14 protein-coding genes are annotated in these 16,200 nt (G+C 58.3%); 9 read left to right on the forward strand and 5 right to left on the reverse strand.

Annotation, left to right across the window (positions count from 1 at the left end; translation table 11 throughout):
* Nucleotides 1-132: 132 nt before the first annotated feature.
* The 3 genes from AAAU26_RS07975 to nrdR all read left to right on the forward strand — a co-directional run bounded on the left by AAAU26_RS07975 (nucleotide 133) and on the right by nrdR (nucleotide 4,411).
* A complete protein-coding gene (locus AAAU26_RS07975; protein ID WP_227618471.1) occupies nucleotides 133-1,413 on the forward strand; it encodes an aspartate aminotransferase type Ic in 1,281 nt (426 codons plus the stop codon).
* A 156-nt stretch (nucleotides 1,414-1,569) separates the two neighbouring features.
* Nucleotides 1,570-3,903, forward strand: coding sequence for a protein translocase subunit SecF (secF, locus tag AAAU26_RS07980; protein WP_227618472.1), 2,334 nt, complete (start codon nucleotides 1,570-1,572; stop codon nucleotides 3,901-3,903).
* A gap of 46 nt (nucleotides 3,904-3,949) precedes the next feature.
* Nucleotides 3,950-4,411, forward strand: coding sequence for a transcriptional regulator NrdR (gene nrdR, locus AAAU26_RS07985; RefSeq protein WP_149793336.1), 462 nt, complete (start codon nucleotides 3,950-3,952; stop codon nucleotides 4,409-4,411).
* Between the two features lie 408 nt (nucleotides 4,412-4,819).
* Here nrdR and AAAU26_RS07990 read toward each other — a convergent pair whose 3' ends face one another.
* Nucleotides 4,820-5,188: a DUF4363 family protein gene (locus AAAU26_RS07990; protein WP_158394472.1), complete on the reverse strand. Its 369-nt coding sequence runs from the start codon at nucleotides 5,186-5,188 to the stop codon at nucleotides 4,820-4,822.
* A 10-nt stretch (nucleotides 5,189-5,198) separates the two neighbouring features.
* On the reverse strand, nucleotides 5,199-5,891 hold the full coding sequence (locus tag AAAU26_RS07995) for a DUF421 domain-containing protein (RefSeq protein ID WP_227618473.1): 693 nt from the start codon (nucleotides 5,889-5,891) through the stop codon (nucleotides 5,199-5,201).
* 72 nt (nucleotides 5,892-5,963) lie between these two features.
* Between AAAU26_RS07995 and AAAU26_RS08000 the strand changes: the two genes are divergently transcribed.
* The 3 genes from AAAU26_RS08000 to AAAU26_RS08010 are packed head-to-tail and all read left to right on the forward strand — an operon-like array spanning nucleotide 5,964 to nucleotide 9,223.
* Nucleotides 5,964-7,409: a spore germination protein gene (locus tag AAAU26_RS08000; protein ID WP_227618474.1), complete on the forward strand. Its 1,446-nt coding sequence runs from the start codon at nucleotides 5,964-5,966 to the stop codon at nucleotides 7,407-7,409.
* Nucleotides 7,410-8,252, forward strand: a complete 843-nt coding sequence (locus AAAU26_RS08005) for a hypothetical protein (RefSeq protein ID WP_227618475.1) — start codon at nucleotides 7,410-7,412, stop codon at nucleotides 8,250-8,252.
* Nucleotides 8,249-9,223 (forward strand): hypothetical protein, encoded by a 975-nt coding sequence (locus AAAU26_RS08010; protein WP_227618476.1) that lies wholly within the window; start codon nucleotides 8,249-8,251, stop codon nucleotides 9,221-9,223. The genes AAAU26_RS08005 and AAAU26_RS08010 overlap by 4 nt, the downstream gene beginning before the upstream one ends.
* On the opposite strand, the gene AAAU26_RS08015 is transcribed toward AAAU26_RS08010, so the two are convergent.
* From AAAU26_RS08015 to AAAU26_RS08025, 3 genes are read right to left on the reverse strand one after another with little or no spacing between them, the layout of a single operon-like run.
* A complete protein-coding gene (locus AAAU26_RS08015; protein ID WP_227618477.1) occupies nucleotides 9,220-10,569 on the reverse strand; it encodes a sensor histidine kinase in 1,350 nt (449 codons plus the stop codon). The genes AAAU26_RS08010 and AAAU26_RS08015 overlap by 4 nt on opposite strands.
* Nucleotides 10,566-11,255, reverse strand: coding sequence for a response regulator transcription factor (locus AAAU26_RS08020; protein ID WP_149793343.1), 690 nt, complete (start codon nucleotides 11,253-11,255; stop codon nucleotides 10,566-10,568). Before AAAU26_RS08020 ends, AAAU26_RS08015 begins: the two co-directional genes overlap by 4 nt.
* Nucleotides 11,252-13,048 carry a Na/Pi cotransporter family protein gene (locus AAAU26_RS08025; protein WP_227618478.1) on the reverse strand — a complete coding sequence of 599 codons (1,797 nt, stop codon included), beginning with the start codon at nucleotides 13,046-13,048 and terminating at the stop codon, nucleotides 11,252-11,254. Before AAAU26_RS08025 ends, AAAU26_RS08020 begins: the two co-directional genes overlap by 4 nt.
* Nucleotides 13,049-13,416: 368 nt before the next feature.
* Between AAAU26_RS08025 and hprK the strand changes: the two genes are divergently transcribed.
* The 3 genes from hprK to rapZ are packed head-to-tail and all read left to right on the forward strand — an operon-like array spanning nucleotide 13,417 to nucleotide 16,198.
* Nucleotides 13,417-14,352: an HPr(Ser) kinase/phosphatase gene (hprK, locus tag AAAU26_RS08030; RefSeq protein WP_158400665.1), complete on the forward strand. Its 936-nt coding sequence runs from the start codon at nucleotides 13,417-13,419 to the stop codon at nucleotides 14,350-14,352.
* A gap of 25 nt (nucleotides 14,353-14,377) precedes the next feature.
* Nucleotides 14,378-15,316: a UDP-N-acetylmuramate dehydrogenase gene (gene murB / locus AAAU26_RS08035; protein WP_227618479.1), complete on the forward strand. Its 939-nt coding sequence runs from the start codon at nucleotides 14,378-14,380 to the stop codon at nucleotides 15,314-15,316.
* Nucleotides 15,317-15,334: 18 nt separating this feature from the next.
* Entirely contained in the window at nucleotides 15,335-16,198 is an 864-nt protein-coding gene (rapZ, locus tag AAAU26_RS08040; RefSeq protein ID WP_158394482.1) for an RNase adapter RapZ, read from the forward strand.
* Nucleotides 16,199-16,200 lie beyond the last annotated feature (2 nt).

The raw sequence follows: 16,200 nt of genomic DNA on the forward strand, positions 1-16,200 counted from the left end.
ATTGTAGTAAACTATAAAAGTCTGGAATTGCAAGGAGAATACCGGGACGGCCCACTGGCATGGGACTGCTCTGCGGATGGCAGCGCCGGACATTTTGTGGGAAACAGAAAGTACAATAAAGGAGTGTGTGTTATGGCAAATTATTTTGAGATGACCCGCGACGAACTGACTGCTGAGAAGGCAGCTCTGGAAGAAAAGTACAAGAAATTTCAGGCAATGGGCCTGAAGCTGAATATGGCCCGCGGCAAGCCCGGCCCTCACCAGATGGACCTGGCAATGGGTCTGCTGCAGATGACCGATTACACCACCGACGCCGGCACCGATGCCCGCAACTACGGCGACCTTGAGGGTCTGCACGAGGCCCGTGAGCTGTTCGGCGATGTGATGGGTGTCAAGCCTGAGGAAGTCTTTGTGGGCGGCAACTCCAGCCTGCAGATCATGTACAACCTCATCTCTATGGGCTATTGCTTCGGCTTCCCCGAGTCTCCCTGTCCCTGGTCTCAGGTAGAGAAGCGCAAGTTCCTCTGCCCGGTACCCGGCTATGACCGCCACTTCGCCATCACCGAGGAATTCGGCTTCGAGCTCATCAACGTTCCCATGACCCCGACCGGCCCTGATATGGACGTTGTTGAGAAGCTGGTAGCTGAGGATGATACCATCAAGGGCATCTGGTGTGTGCCTCAGTATTCCAACCCCGACGGCTACACCTACAGCGACGAGACCATCGACCGCTTCGCCAAGATGAAGACCGCCGCTCCCGACTTCAAAATTTTCTGGGATGAGGCTTACATCGTCCACCACCTGACGGACGAGATCATCGAGACTCCTGTCCTGCTGAACGAGTGCAAGAAGTACGGCACTGAGGACCGTGTCTTCATGTTCACCTCTACCAGCAAGATCACCTTCCCGGGCGCAGGCGTTTCTGCGCTAGCCTGCAGCGAAGCTATGATGAAGTACATCTGCAAGCGCTTCTCGGTCATGATCATCAGCTATGATAAGATGAACCAGCTGCGCCATGTCCGCTTCCTCAAGAACAAGGAAGGCGTTCTGGCCCATATGGCAAAGCACCGCCGCCGTCTGGTACCCTGCTTTGATGCCGTCAAGACGGCCTTCAACGAGGAGCTGACTCCCTGCGGAGACATCGCCCACTGGACGAACCCCAAGGGCGGCTACTTCATCAGCCTCTACGTCATGCCCGGCTGCGCCAAGCGTGTGGCCCAGCTGTGCAAGGACTGCGGCCTGACCCTCACCGGCGCAGGTTCCGCTTACCCCTATCACAAGGACCCGGACGATGCCCATCTGCGCATCGCGCCCACTTATCCCAGCCTGGACGAAGTGGAGACTGCGTCCGACCTGCTCTGTGTCTGCGTCCGTCTGGCCGCAGTCGAGAAGCTGCTGGCTGAGAACGCCTGATTCATCGCACAAGATCCCCGCTGTGCTGCCGTTCTGACGGCGCAGCGGGGATTTGGAAGTTGTTTTCATAGCCAGAGTGCGCCAAAAGGCAGTTCAGGCGGTGTGCAATGGTTATGAAAACAGCTTCTTATTATATTTGGAGGTTTCCCGATTCATATGAAAACTAAAGGCAAAGCATGGCAACTTGTCCTCACTGTGCTTTTGATCGCGGCGTTCGTCTATACGGCATTCTTTGGCGTCGCAGTCAAGTACGGTGATGTGACCACCACCTACATCAAGGGCGCGAAAGACATCCGCTTCGGTGTGGACATCAAGGGAGGCGTCAACGTCACCTTCGTCCCCTCTGACGGCTACGACGCCACCGACGACCAGCTCGAGGCAGCTCAGCTGGTCATCGAGAACCGTCTGGTCGCCCTCAACGTGACCGACTATGAGCTGTATGTGGACAATAACTCCGACAGCCTCATCCTCGAGTTCCCGTGGCAGTCGGGCGAGACGGAGTTCGACCCCGAAGCCGCCATTGAGGAGATCGGCACCACCGCCTATCTGACCTTCCGCGAGGGGAGCAGTGCAGACGGTGAGCTCGTCCTCGATGGCTCGATGGTGGAGAGCGCAGCTGCCCAGTATGGCCCCGTCAACGGCAGCAGCTCCGAGTACTATGTGGCGCTCAAGTTTACCGATGAGGGCGCCAAGGCATTCGGCGACGCGACCACCCGCCTGTATCAGACGGGCGGCACCATCAGCATCTGGCTGGATGACGAGAATGTCAGCACCGCCAGCGTCAACGCCGCCATCACCGACGGCTCTGCCATCATCACCAGTTCTGCGTCGAACCCCTTCACGCAGGAGGACGTCGTCAAGATGGCCCGCCAGATCAACTCCGGCTCTCTGCCCTTTGCGCTGACGGTGGACAGCTACTCCACCATCAGCCCGAGTCTGGGCGAGAACAGCCTGAGCGCCATGGTGCTGGCCGGCGTCATCGCCTTCGCCCTCATCGTGGTTCTGATGACGGCTCTGTACCGTCTGCCCGGCTTCCTGGCCTGCATCGCTCTGGCTGGTCAGGTGGCGGCTACGCTGGCCTTCGTCTCCGGTTACTTCCCGGTGTTTGAGAGCTTCACCCTGACCCTGCCCGGCATCGCCGGCATCATCCTCGCCATCGGCATGGGCGTTGACGCCAACGTCATCACTGCCGAGCGCATCAAGGAAGAGCTGCGCAGCGGCAAGAGCCTCGACGGCGCCCTCAAGAGCGGCTTCGCCCGCGGCCTGACTCCCATCATCGACGGCAACGTGACCATCGTCATCGTCGCCATCGTGCTGATGGGTGCCTTCGGCCCGTCTGACGGCTTCTTCGCCAAGGCCCTGCACTTCGTCTTCTTCGCCTTCGGCCCCTCGACCGCAGGCACCATCTACGCCTTCGGTTACACGCTGCTCACCGGTGTGCTGCTCAACTTCGTGTTCGGTATCTTCGCTACCCGTACCATGATCCGGGGCGCTGCCGCTATCAAGGCTCTGCGTGACCCCCGCCTCTACGGTGCCGATGCTCCCGGCAAGACCCCGGCAGAGAAGAAGCAGGTCAACTTCGTCGGCCTGCGCAAGCGCTTCCTGACCTTCTCCGCCTGCCTGATGGCAGCTATCGTCCTCTGCGCTGTGGTGCTGGGCGTCCATCTGGACACCGAGTTCACCGGCGGTGCGATGATCACTCTGAGCTACGAGAACAGCTTTGAGATGTCTGCCGTCCAGAAGACCGCCTCCGAAGCGCTGGGCAGCAACGGCCTGACCCTGCAGACCGGCGAGAACGTCGCGACAGGGGAGCAGACCCTGAAAATTTCGATGCCCGGCACCGAGACTGTCACCACCGACGAAGTGCAGACCCTGCTGGACTCCCTGAATGAGAGCTACCCGGATAACTCCTTTGCACAGCTCTCTCTGAGCAATGTCAGCGCCGCAATGGGTACCAAATTCCTCCAGAAGAGTCTGGTGGCCGTGGTGTTCGCACTGGTGCTCATCCTCGCCTACATCGCCTACCGCTTCAAGAATATCGGCGGCCTCACCGGCGGCATGATGGCTGTTCTGGCCCTGCTCAATGACCTGATGGTGGTGTTCGGCATCTTCGTGCTGCTGCGCGCCCCGCTGGACGGCAACTTCATCGCCGCCATGCTCACCATCCTCGGCTACTCCATCAACGATACCGTCGTCGTCTACGACCGTATCCGTGAGAACCGCGGCCTGCTGGGCAAGAAGGCCAGCTTCGAAGAGCTGGTCAACCATTCCGTCAACCAGTCTGCCCGCCGCACGATCATTACCACCGTCACCACGGTGATGGCTCTGGGTGTGATGTGCATCGTCTCCAAGCTGTACGGTCTGGACAGCATCTTCACCTTTGCCTTCCCCCTGATGATGGGTATGCTCAGCGGCGTGTACACTTCGCTGTGTGTCTCCACTTCCGCATGGGTGGCTTGGAGCGAGCGCAAAAACGCAAAGAAAAACTGAGCTTCTATCCTGACGCAAATCTGTCCTGAATCTAGGAGGAACGACCATGAAATGCCCCTATTGTGGCGCTGAGGAATCCAAAGTCATCGACTCCCGCCCTACCGAAGACAGCGAGCGCATCCGCCGCCGCCGGGAGTGCCTGAACTGCCATATGCGGTTCACGACCTACGAGGTCGTGGAAACGGTGCCGCTCATCGTCATCAAAAAGGATAACTCCCGTGAGCCGTTCGACCGGCAGAAGCTGCTCAACGCGATGCTTCGGGCCTGCGCCAAGCGTCCGGTGAGCTACGAGTCTCTGGAACGCGCCGTCAGCAGCATCGAGCAGACCCTAATGAGCACCTATGACCGCGAGGTGACGAGTGTGCGCATCGGTGAGCTGACCATGCAGGAACTGAAGAAAATCGACGAGGTGGCCTATGTCCGCTTTGCCTCGGTCTATCAGCAGTTTGCGGACGTCGAAAGCTTCTTCAATGAGCTGAAAAAGCTGATGGGCGACCGTAAGAAATAAAGTGTAAAAAGCACGAGCACCCCATTCTCTGCCGCAGGGCAGGGGATGGGGTGATTTTTTGTGCCCTCATGCCTGGCGGGCTTCATCGATGTGGCATGGCCGAACAGCGCGAAACAACTGTTGTGGGTGGTCCTTTGCCAGCTTGGGGGCATGTGCTTTTTATCGTGGCAGAAGGCAAACGAGGGGGCATGATTTCGCACTATATAAAAAATCATATAGCCTGGAACCACCGATGCGAATTTGAACAAAACAAAATTATTACACTATAAAATATCGGTGACAAAGCAAAAAACGCGAAATAACTATAAATGAAATCCTTCTTATAAGACTGATTTTGGACTAGAGCAGAATGACTATATTTCGAATAATATGGATTACACGAAATATAACTACGTCTGAACGATTTAATTATACAAGCCTCCGCGACAGCCATTCCAGCGTCTCCACCTGAACCTGCGCCCGGCGCAGTTCACCAAATGCTTCCTCGGGGGCGCTCAGTTCGAGATGTCCGTCCGCGGCGCGAAGGGCGGCTTCCAGTTCCGTGAAGTCCTGTGTGCGGAGCAGGTGATTCATCCCTTCCCGCATTTTGTCGCAGAGTTCAGCGCCCTCGGCCAGTGCCTGCCGCGCGGAAGGAAGGTCCTCGTCCCGGATAGCCTCCATGGCGTCGTCGATGTCGTCCGAAATATCCTCTGCAAACTTCTGCACCCGCCAACTGCTGTAAAAGGCCACCCCCAGCAGCACTGCCACGATGCACAGACACGCATAAATTCGCTTCATCCTACACCTCTCACCGGGAGCTGCCCTTGCGGCGGCTCTCTTTTTTCAGCAGAAAATAGTCTTCCGTCTCGTTGCCCACTAAAAGCAGAATTTCCTCCGGCAGCAGGGTATTGGCCTGCGCTGTCCGCTCGAGCCAGTCCTGGTCTTTGCCGCACCAGTGCAGATTTTCCTCGAGCACCTGTCCGTCCAGCACGAAAGGGATGGTCGCATGGCTGTGCTCCACTTTCAGCTGTAAGTCGGCGAGGGTAGCGGTCTCTTTTTCGGGGCGCAGTGCCGCCGAAAGACTGCCATTCGTCTCCACTACAGCGTAGGAGACGTCCCGGGGATCGAAGATATTTTTGCCACGCAGCGCTTCCATCAAATCAGCAGTCGTCAGCCGGAGAGTGCGCAGAGCGTTCTGGTCGATTTGTCCGTCTAAGATGACCGTCTTGGGGCGGCCCGACATCAGGTTGAAAAATTTCTGGCTGCGGAAGCTCAGCGCCGACCCCAGCAGCTCCAAAGCCGCGATGAGGAAGAGGGGAATGAGGCTGACCGTCACCGGCACTTCTTCCGACTCGATGGAGATGGACGCCAGATTTGAGATGAGGATAGTAGATACCAGCTCTTCGGGCTGCAGTTCGCCCAGCTGACGCTTGCCCATCAGCCGCATGGCGAACAGAACGCAGAGATAGATGAGCAGAGTACGGAAAATCAGAAGCTTCACGAGAAGGCCCTCCTTGTGGGTTGAATAAGCGCCGCCGGCGAGGGAATACTGGCAGGCAAAGGGGGATACCGTATGCTGCAGCTTTCCTCGTCGCTGGAAGAAAATCTGGCGGCGCTCAACGCTAGGTTTGGCGCTTCGGCGGATTTTTATGCCAAGCGCATTGAGCTTTATCACTGCCCGGGGGCCATCGTCCTTTTCGACAATATGGCCAGCCTCGAGTCACTCTGGTCGCTTTTACTGGACGCCGCTACCCGGCATACGCCCAGCCTCGAGCCGGAGCGGATGCCTCACACCGGCACGCAGGTGTATGATTTGCTGATGAACCATTCCGGTCTGCCCGCCGAGGACGGCCCGGTCAAGGACATGGACGACCTCATCCGCCGCATGACCGCCGGAATGGCCGTGCTTCTGCTGGACGGGTGCAAAAAGGGGCTTGTCTTCTCGGTTCAGGGGCTGAAATCGCGCTCGGTGGAAGAGCCCTCCGGGGAAGGAAACCTTCGTGGTTCCCGGGAGGGCTTTGCCGACCTGCTGCGGGTCAACCTGAGTTTACTGCGCCGCCTCATCCGTACCGACACCCTTGTAATGGAGACCGCACAGGCCGACTGTGCCATGAAGACCGAATATGCCATCTGCTACTGCAAAGACAAGGCCAGCAAGACGGCGGTGGCGCGGGTGCGCCGGACGCTCCAGGAGGCAAAGCCGGAGGTTCTGCTGGATTCCAGCTACTTTGTACCGTGGCTTTTCCCGGCCAGGTGGCGGCTGTTCGCCCCGGTGAGCTATACCGAGCGCCCGCCTTCCGCCGCCGCAAAGCTCTGTGAGGGGAAAATCATCATCCTTGTCAACGGCAGCCCCTCGGCGCTGGTGCTGCCGTCCCTTTTCTGCGAGAACTTCGACTGCCTCGACGACTACGCCACCACGGCAGTTTTTTCGTCGTTCCTGCGTGTCCTGAAATATGGCTCATTTTATCTCAGCATCTTCCTGCCGGGAGTTTTTGTCTGTCTGGCGGTCTATCTGCCCGAGCTCATCCCACCGCAGTTATTATTCAAAATCGCGGCGGCAGAAAAGGCGACGCCTCTGCCGCTCTTTGCCGAGATGCTGCTGGTCATCATCTTGTTGGAGATCATCCGGGAGGCCGGGCTTCGGATGCCCCAGACGCTGGGCCACTCGGTGAGCCTTGTGGCAGCGCTCATCATCGGTGACGCCGCCATCGGGGCCGGACTGCTGAGCACGCCGGTCATCCTCGTAGCCAGCATCACGGCCATCTCGGTCTTTGTGACGCCCTCGCTGTACGAACCGGCCACATTGCTGCGATTGGGCGTTACGCTGGCCGCCGGTCTGGCCGGTCCGGTAGGACTGGTGTGTGCGGCTTTGGGCGTGTTGGCCGCACTGACGTCCATCTCCGCGATGGGGGTGCCCTATCTTTCGGGCGCAGTCTTTTCGGGTGACGGCGTCGTCCGCCGCAACTATCGAACGCTGTCCCGCCGCCCATTCACCATCTGGCAAAGGAGGGGTTCCTGAATGCAGCAAAAACAGACATTCTCGGCCCAGACGCTGACACTCAGCGTCGCGGCGGCAGAGCTGGGCCGCGCCATCTTCGGGGCAGGGCAGACCGGCTCCGTCCGTGCCGTCCTGCTGAGCAATGTGCTGGCGGCAGCGGCCTTCGTGCTCCTTGCAGCGCTTGCCTCGGTCAACGCCTCCCGTCTGAACCGCCCGGGCTTTGCAGGAAAGTGCATCTGTGCCGTCTTTCTGCTCTGGTATCTCTTCGAGCTTGTCCGGACGGCTGCAATGCTCCAACAAGCCTGCTGGGAACAGTTTGCGTCTATGGCCTTCATCGGTCTGCTGCCGTTCTTTCTCTGGGCAGGGTGGAGCCTCGGCTGTGAGCTGTACGACCGGATGGCTTCCGTCCTCGGGTGGCTCGTAGTGCTGGGCATCGTATTCTGTGTGCTGGGGCTGGCCGGACAGCTGCAATGGCAGGTGCTCGTGACAGGTGAGACGGCACATTCGTTTGTTCTTCCGGATGCCACTTTTTACCCGGAATATTTCTCCTTTCCGCTTCTCTGTATGAGTAAAAATAATGCGAAAATCAGTAAAAAGCCTATCGTATGGCTTCCAATCATCGCTGCCGTCATTTCCTCAGGTTATGCGCTGGGGCTGGCCCTTCTTTTCGGCGCACCGCAGGCTTACCCGGGCTATGAGCTGCTGCGGGCGTGGAGCTTCGGCGGCATCTCCCGCTTTGATGCCGCGTTCCTGCTCCTCTGGCTGGCGGCGGCGATTTTCCGCTTCGGCTTTATCGTCCGTGCCGTCCGGCTGCTCTGTGAGCGCCTTGCCGAAGGGCCTGTAAATGCGGAGGCTGCACGATGACCCGCCGGAGCTGGCTTCGGCTGATGGCCGCAGGCGTCCTCGTCGTCTGGCTCTGCCTCTTTTTGCATTGGGATAACACCGAAAAAAGCATGATACGCGCCCTTCTCGTCGAGACGAACGGCGACAGCTGGACAGTGGGTCTGCTGTACCAGTTCCCGGAAGCTTCCGCCGATTCCTCCGAGGCCAAAGCCGCTATCCGTCTCTGTATTGGCCGAGGCCCCGAGCTTCCTTCTGCCATTTCTGCCGCTGAGGAAGCCCTGCCCCAGCGGGCGGACTGGCGGCTCTGTGAGTATCTTCTGGCCGGGCAGGATTCGGTACGGCGAACGCTGGCCGCCTGTGAAGAACTGTTTCTCCATCGACCCTACGGGCGGCTGGCGTCCCGCGTGTTTGGGAGAAGTTTTTCGGTAGAGACACTGAAAGAGCGGGCCGATGGATCAGAAGTCCTGCCTGAAAATCTCCTGCAATGCATCAAAAACGCTGCCCAAGCCGCGCCCCGGCTCTATCAGCAGAGCAGCGGCTTCATCCTGCCTGTCGTGGAGCTGGAAGACGAGGATACACATTGCAGGCTCGAAGCCCTCGTTGTTACCCCTGAACAGACCGGCCAGCTGACCGAGTCCCAGACGGAAATGGCGCTCTTATTGCAGGGCAAAAGCTGGACGGATACAGGGGAGCATCGCTTTGCGCTGGAAGCCGGGCCGCTTCGCCTGCGCCGGACTTTCTGCGGCGTGGAGCGGGAAGGGGAGCGCTTCCTTCTCCGGGTGAACGCGCTCTCACGCAATAATGCCCTGCCCGCAGACGCCGAAGCAGAACTGGAAGCTCTCTGTGTGGACACCGTCCGCCGCTGCTGGACGCTGGGACTGGACATCTCCGGATTCGGTGCGCATCAGGCGCTGTGTGACGGTCATTTTGCGCTTACAACAAAAAACGTCTGCCCTGAAATTCGGGCAGACGTGAAGCTCATGAAATTTTAAGAAGCCGTTTCGAAGATCACGGTGATGGTGGTACCCTCGTCCACAACGCTGTCCAGCTTGATGCGGGCGTTGTGGATGCGGGCGATGTGTTTGACGATGGCCAGACCCAGACCGGTGCCGCCAGTGGCTTTGCTGCGGCTCTTGTCCACCCGGTAGAAGCGCTCGAACACGCTGGTCTGCGCCTCTTTCGGGATACCGATGCCGTTGTCCTTCACGGTCAGGGTGCAATGACCGTCCCGGGTGCAGGCCGTGATGATCTGGACTTTTCCACCGGGACGGTTGTAGCGGATGGCGTTGTCGCAGAGGTTCTGGCACAGCTCATCCAGCAGGACGCGGCTGCCTGTCACAGGGGCGCTTTCGCCGAGGTAGGTCAGGGAGATATAGGAGTGCCGGGCGTTGACCTTCTGGCGCTCCACGCACTCGCGGGCCACATCCAACAGATCGACCGTTTCCATTGCAGGCGCAGCACCCGTCTCGCTCACATTGTCGAGGTGGGAGAGCTGCAGAATATCGTTGACCAGCTGGATCATCCGGCTGGCCTCTACATGGATCTTGCGGGCAAAACCCGGCGTATCCTCGGGTTTTGCAATGCCGGTCTCGATGAGCTCTGCATAACCGGAGATGCTGGTCAGAGGCGTTTTTAGCTCGTGACTGACATTGGCCGTGAACTCCTGCCGCATTTTCTCGTTATTTTCCCGCAGCATCCGGTCGGAGTGGATGTTCTCAGCAAAGGGGATAAGCTCCTTGTAGGGGACATTCTCCTGGATGTGGTCGAGGTCATCGGTCATCTTGAGCACAGGCTGGACAAGGCTCTTGGTCAGCAGTCCGGCAATGACAGCGGCTGCGCCCATCATCAGGAAACAGCTCAGCACGATGGCAGGCAGAGCGGCGTCATAAATCGACCAGATAGTCTCAGAGTCCTGCGCCACCCGGAGGATGTCTCCGTTCGTCAGCAGCATGGCGTAATAATAAGTCTCATAGCCCAGCGTCTGGGAGTCGCGGCAGTCGCGGCCCACACCGCTCTTCATGGCCTGCTGTATCTCGGGGCGGCTCAGATGGTTCTCCATCGGCTGGTTGGTGGCCGACTCAAAAAGCACACTGCCGTCCGAGGCGATGAGAGTGATGCGCAGCGAGCCGTCCACATAAGTTTCCAGCTGGCTGGGGGCGTCCACCTGCGCACAGCCGGCAGCCACAAGGTCGGCTTCCCGCTCAAGGGCTGTCCAGGCCTGCTCCCGGAACGCCTTGTGGAACACAAAGATGCAGAGTGCAGCGGTACACACCAGCCCTGCAAATCCCATCAGAAACAGCAGATAACTTATTTTTTCTTCCATGCTGCGTGGTTTCATTGCTCGAGCTCCTCCTCGCTGTCCGTCAGCTTGTAGCCCACTTTCCGTACTGTGCAGATGTACTTTCCGGCGTCGCCCAGCTTTTTGCGCAGGGTGCGGATGTGCATATCCACGGTCCGGCTCTCCACCGAGATGTCAGTACCCCACACCACCTGCAAAATAGTCTCGCGGGTGACGACAAGGTTGGTGTTTTCCAGCAGCAGGCGGAGCAGGCTGTATTCTTTGTAGGTCAGCTCCACCGGTGCGCCGCTGACGGTGACGCTGTGGCGGGCATTGTCCAGCAGGATCTCCCGGAAGCTGTAGACATTGGGCCGAGCCTCGGGCTCTGCCCGGCGGAGAGCTGCCCGCACCCGGCTCAGGAACTCCATGATGCCGAAAGGTTTGGTGATGTAGTCGTCTGCGCCGCAGTCGAGGCCGCGCACGGTGTCCAGCTCGCTGGACTTGGCTGTTATCATGATGATGGGCAGACGCCGCAGGGAAGGGGCGGCGCGGAGCTTTTTCAGGATGGAGAAGCCGTCCTCACCGGGGAGCATCACGTCCAGGATGACCAGTTCCGGCGGCGTAGTGTGGACGGCCTGCCAGAAGGGTTCTGAGGACTCGAAGCCCACGGCCTCGTAGCCGTTGGACTGCAATGCATACTGTTCTAATTCACGGATGGCTGAATCGTCTTCTACGATATAGATCATGCCTGTTTGTCCTCCGTTTCGGTGACGTTTTCGTCGGGGAAGAGATAGCGCTCACGGTAGCGGTTCAGACGGCGCTGGAACTGCTCGCTCTCCTTGGTGGAGGCATGGCCGCTGCGCAGATCGTTGAGGTAGGCGTGGGTGTCGAAGCTGTCCTGTGCCACCTCGATCTGGGCAACTGCCACGTTGCTGCAGTGGTCGCAGACGCGCTCGTAGTTGGTCAGCAGGTCTTCCAGCACGAAGCCATACTCGATGGAACAGCTGCCGGCCTGCAGGCGGGCGACGTGCCGTGCCTTGATGGCACGCACCAGCTCGTCCACGACGGTCTCCAGAGGTTCGATCTTGCTTGCCAGATGCAGGTCATCCTTGCGGAAGGCGTCAGTGGTGCGGTTCAGCACGTCCTGCACGGCGTCCTCAAGCACCTGCAGTTCTTCGCGGGCGTCGGTGGAGAAGTTGATCTCCTTGGTGTGCATCTCCTGTGCGGATTCCAGAAGGTTCACGGAATGGTCGCTGATGCGCTCGAAATCGCTGATGGTGTGGAGCAGAGTATTCACGCTCTGGCTGTCCGCATGGTTCAGCTCACGGCTGGACAGCTTGACCAGATAGGTGCCGAGAGCATCTTCGTACTGGTCAACTTTGCTCTCCTCATCCCGGACTTTCTGGGCCAGCGTATCATCCCAGGTGTGGGTCAGGCTCATGGCCTGCATGACGCCCACACGGGCCAGCTCGGCCATGTCAGCAGTAGCAGAGTGGGCGCGGGCCACGGCCACAGCCGGGGTGTTCAGTAGACGCTCATCCAGCAGAGCAAAGCTCTCTTTTTCGGCGTCGTCAGGGATGGTGAGGATGGCCAGCTTTTCCAGACCATTTGCGAAGGGGAGAAGGATGAGGGTGGCCGCGATGTTGAAGGCGGAGTGGACCACAGCAATGCCCCAGGCGGCGATGGTCTCGTTCACAAAATCAAAGTGGACCACGGCGTTCAGACCGTAGAAACCGGCCAGAAAGACCGTGACACCGATGATGTTGAAGTAGAGGTGGACCATGGCGGCACGGCGGGCATTCTTATTTGCGCCCACAGAAGAAATCAGCGCGGTGACACAGGTGCCGATATTCTGACCCATGATGATGGGGATAGCGCTGCCGTAAGTGATGACGCCGGTAGCGCTCAGCGCCTGCAGGATGCCAACGCTGGCGCTGGAACTTTGGATGACGCCGGTGACCAGTGCGCCCACCAGAACGCCGAGGATGGGATTGGAGAAGCGGACGAAGAGGTTGGTGAACCATGCCTCACCCTGCAGGGGCTCGACGGCATTGGACATGGTAGTCATGCCGGTCATCAGGATGGCAAAGCCGATGAGGATAGTGCCGATGCCCTTTTTCTTCTCATTCTTGCCCATATAGAGCAGGATGCCGATGAAGGCGAGTATGGGGCTGAAAGAGGTGGGCTTGAGTATCTGGATCCAGATGCTGTCGCCCTGCAGGCCGGAAAGGCTCAGCAGCCAGCTGGTGACAGTGGTACCCACGTTGCTGCCCATAATGATGCCGATGGCCTGATGCAGCTCCATGATGCCGCTGTTGACGAAGCCGACCACCATGACGGTGGTAGCACTGGAACTCTGGATGATAGCGGTCACGCACAGACCGAGGAAGAAGCCCTTGAAGGGGTTATCCGTCAGTTTGCTCAGGATCTTCTGCAGATGGCCGCCGGCCTGTTTCTCAAGGGCTTTGCCCATGATGTCCATGCCGAACAGGAACAGAGCCAGACCGCCCAGCAGAGAAAAGACATTGAATAGAGTCATGTTTTACTCCTCACTTGTTGAAGCTTGCGTTTATACATCGACAGCGGCCGTAGAGGACCCGTGCAGGATCATGTCTTAATTTTTTACACGACCTGCACCGGATTTCACCGGTCCTATCCCTGATTATGAGTATACGAGCGGAATGTAAAATCGGAAACCGGCGAAATGTAAAACTCATGTAAAGTAAACTCTATCCCTGCCTCCTATTATATGGTTTTGGCCCCCGGATGCAAGCGCTGGCGTAAAACCAGAAAAGATTCCTGAAAGAATTGTTGTTTTTGCTGTCCGTCTCGATTATAATATAGGGAAGGATAAACTGTGCTGCCTTTTGGTATGGCAGAGCACAGAGGATGCAGGAGGAAAAACGAATGGGGAATTTCGCCGTTTCGCTCAAGCGGCTGGTCGAGAAGGTCAGCCTCGAGGTTATCTACACGCCCTGCGATTTGGATAAGATCAGCGTCGAGATCGCAGAGGTCAACCGTCCCGGTCTGTTTCTGGCCGGTTACTACGATTATTTCGATAAGCTGCGCTTACAGATCATGGGCCTTGCGGAGATGAACTTTCTGGCCGGTCTTACGGCGGAAAAGCGCCGTGAGCGCCTTGACCAGCTGTTCCGCCAGCAGCCTCCGGCCGTCATCCTCTGCCGCAGCGAGGAATTGGAACCCTTCCCGGAGATGCAGGAGCTTGCAAAGCAGCACGGGGTAGCTCTGCTGCGCTCCAACGAGACGACCTGCACCATGATGGGCAGCCTCATCAGCATGCTGAACCTTGAACTGGCTCCCCGCATCACCCGCCACGGCGTGCTGGTGGAAGTTTACGGTGAAGGCATCCTCATTCTCGGCGACAGCGGCATCGGCAAGAGCGAGCTGGCCATCGAGCTGGTCAAGCGCGGTCACCGCCTCGTCGCCGACGATGCCGTGGAGCTGCGCAAGGTCTCCAACCGTCAGATCATGGGTACTGCGCCGGAAAACATCCGCCACTTCATTGAGCTGCGCGGCATCGGCATCGTCAACGTGGCCCGCGTGTTCGGTGTGGGCGCGGTCAAGGTGAGTGAAAGCCTCGACCTCGTCGTCCAACTGGAAGCATGGGACCCCACCAAAAACTATCAGCGCACCGGCTTGGAAAGCGAGTATTATGACATTCTGGGCGTCAACATTCCCAGCACCATCATCCCCGTTTCGCCCGGACGCAACCTCGCAGTCGTGCTGGAAACGGCGGCTATCAATAACCGCCAGAAGAAGATGGGTTATAACGCCGCCAAGGAGCTGCTCATCCGTCTGGGCCTGAACGACACGATGGACTGATTTTCTACCGATAGAGGAAGAACGAATGGAACGATTGAAACAGGCTTTGTCCGCTGCGGGCATTGCATACAAAGAAAATGAGCCGCTCAGCGCACACTGCACTTTCCGTATCGGCGGCCCGGCAGATGTCTTTATCCTGCCGGAAAATGAGGCGCAGCTCTGCGCCGCCATCAAGCTGGCGAAGGAAGCGAATATCAAATATTATCTACTGGGCAACGGTAGCAACATCCTGTTTGAGGATGCAGGCTACCGGGGAGCTGTCATCAATGTATCGGCCATGAAGAGCGCGATCGGCATTCTTGAAAACATCTGTTTCCCGGGCAAAGATCCGGCCCTGACTTACGATGCTGTCGTTGTCGGTGCGGACAAGATGCTCTCGTCGCTCTGCATGACGGCGCTGGAAAACAGCCTCACCGGTCTTGAGTTTGCCTACGGCATCCCGGGTACGGTGGGCGGGGCGGTCTACATGAACGCCGGAGCTTACGGCGGCGAGATGAAGGACGTGCTGGTCTCCGTGCGGTATCTGACCGAAGAAGGGGAGACCGTTGAGATACCGGCAGAACAGCTCGACCTCAGATACCGCCACAGCATTTTCGAAGAAAACGGCGGCTGCATCCTTTCGGCAAAGTTCCACCTTGCAAGAGGCAATGCCGCCGACATCCGCGCCAGGATGGACGACCTGATGGCCCGTCGCAAAGACAAACAGCCTCTCGACAAGCCCAGCGCAGGCAGCACCTTCAAGCGGCCGGTGGGCGCATTTGCGGCAGCCCTCATCGACCAGTGCGGTCTGCGGGGCTACCGCCATGGCGGCGCAGCCGTCAGTGACAAGCACTGCGGCTTTGTGGTCAATCTGGGTGGAGCGACCTGTGCAGATGTGCTGGCTCTGTGCGATGAGGTGCGTGCCATCGTGAAAGAAAAGACCGGCTACGACCTCGAAAAAGAAATTCGTGTGGTGGAAGCATAAAAGAAAGAGGCGTGCAAAATGAATCTTCTCATTGTCAGCGGCCTTTCCGGTGCAGGCAAATCTGTCGCCATGAATGCACTGGAAGACATCGGCTTTTTCTGCATTGATAACATCCCGGCGGCACTGCTGCCCAGCATCACGGCGTTTTCGAAAGCGGGTGACAACCAGCTCAAGCGGGTGGCTCTCTGTATGGACATCCGCGGCTGCCGCACGCCGGAAGAAATCGAAGAAGCTCTTTCTCAGTTGGACGCGCAGAGAATAGAATATGAGATCTTGTTCCTTGATGCCCCGGACGATGTGCTGATGCGCCGCTACAGTGAGACGCGCCGCCGCCATCCGATGAGCATTTCCGACGGTCTTTCCACCCGGGAAGCCTTCCGCAGGGAGCGCGAGATCTTGCAGCCCCTCAAAGACCGGGCAGATTATACCATCAATACCGGCCTGCTCTCCACCTCGCAGAACAAAGAGCGCATCTGCGACCTGTTCAACCAGAACGGCGGCGCGAAGAGCGCCATGCGTCTGACAGTCATGTCCTTCGGCTTCAAGTTCGGCATCCCACCGGAGGCGGATCTTGTTTTGGATGTCCGCTGTCTGCCCAACCCTTTTTATGTCCCGGAACTGAAGCATAAAACAGGTCTTGATGAAGAGGTCGTCGATTTTGTCATGAGCCACCCGGAGGCGCAGGAGCTTTTGAAGCGCTATGAATCGTTTCTGGAATATGCTCTTCCGCTCTACGTCAAGGAAGGCAAAAGCCAGCTCACCATCGCAGTGGGCTGCACCGGCGGCAAGCATCGCTCCATCACATTTGCGCGGAAAATCGCGGAATACTGCGAAAAGCTTGGCTACAAGCCCGGCATCCAGCACCGCGATTCTGTCCGTTGAAA

The sequence above is a fragment of the Faecalibacterium longum genome (genome assembly GCF_040094125.1).
Lineage (GTDB): Bacteria > Bacillota > Clostridia > Oscillospirales > Ruminococcaceae > Faecalibacterium > Faecalibacterium longum.

Excerpts from the sequence above, each read along its gene's own strand:
- AAAU26_RS07975 (WP_227618471.1), top strand. The coding sequence starts at position 133 with ATGGCAAATTATTTTGAGATGACCCGCGACGAACTGACTGCTGAGAAG.
- secF (WP_227618472.1), top strand. The coding sequence starts at position 1,570 with ATGAAAACTAAAGGCAAAGCATGGCAACTTGTCCTCACTGTGCTTTTG.
- nrdR (WP_149793336.1), top strand. The coding sequence starts at position 3,950 with ATGAAATGCCCCTATTGTGGCGCTGAGGAATCCAAAGTCATCGACTCC.
- AAAU26_RS07990 (WP_158394472.1), bottom strand. The coding sequence starts at position 5,188 with ATGAAGCGAATTTATGCGTGTCTGTGCATCGTGGCAGTGCTGCTGGGG.
- AAAU26_RS08000 (WP_227618474.1), top strand. The coding sequence starts at position 5,964 with ATGCTGCAGCTTTCCTCGTCGCTGGAAGAAAATCTGGCGGCGCTCAAC.
- AAAU26_RS08005 (WP_227618475.1), top strand. The coding sequence starts at position 7,410 with ATGCAGCAAAAACAGACATTCTCGGCCCAGACGCTGACACTCAGCGTC.
- AAAU26_RS08010 (WP_227618476.1), top strand. The coding sequence starts at position 8,249 with ATGACCCGCCGGAGCTGGCTTCGGCTGATGGCCGCAGGCGTCCTCGTC.
- AAAU26_RS08015 (WP_227618477.1), bottom strand. The coding sequence starts at position 10,569 with ATGAAACCACGCAGCATGGAAGAAAAAATAAGTTATCTGCTGTTTCTG.
- AAAU26_RS08020 (WP_149793343.1), bottom strand. The coding sequence starts at position 11,255 with ATGATCTATATCGTAGAAGACGATTCAGCCATCCGTGAATTAGAACAG.
- AAAU26_RS08025 (WP_227618478.1), bottom strand. The coding sequence starts at position 13,048 with ATGACTCTATTCAATGTCTTTTCTCTGCTGGGCGGTCTGGCTCTGTTC.
- hprK (WP_158400665.1), top strand. The coding sequence starts at position 13,417 with ATGGGGAATTTCGCCGTTTCGCTCAAGCGGCTGGTCGAGAAGGTCAGC.
- murB (WP_227618479.1), top strand. The coding sequence starts at position 14,378 with ATGGAACGATTGAAACAGGCTTTGTCCGCTGCGGGCATTGCATACAAA.
- rapZ (WP_158394482.1), top strand. The coding sequence starts at position 15,335 with ATGAATCTTCTCATTGTCAGCGGCCTTTCCGGTGCAGGCAAATCTGTC.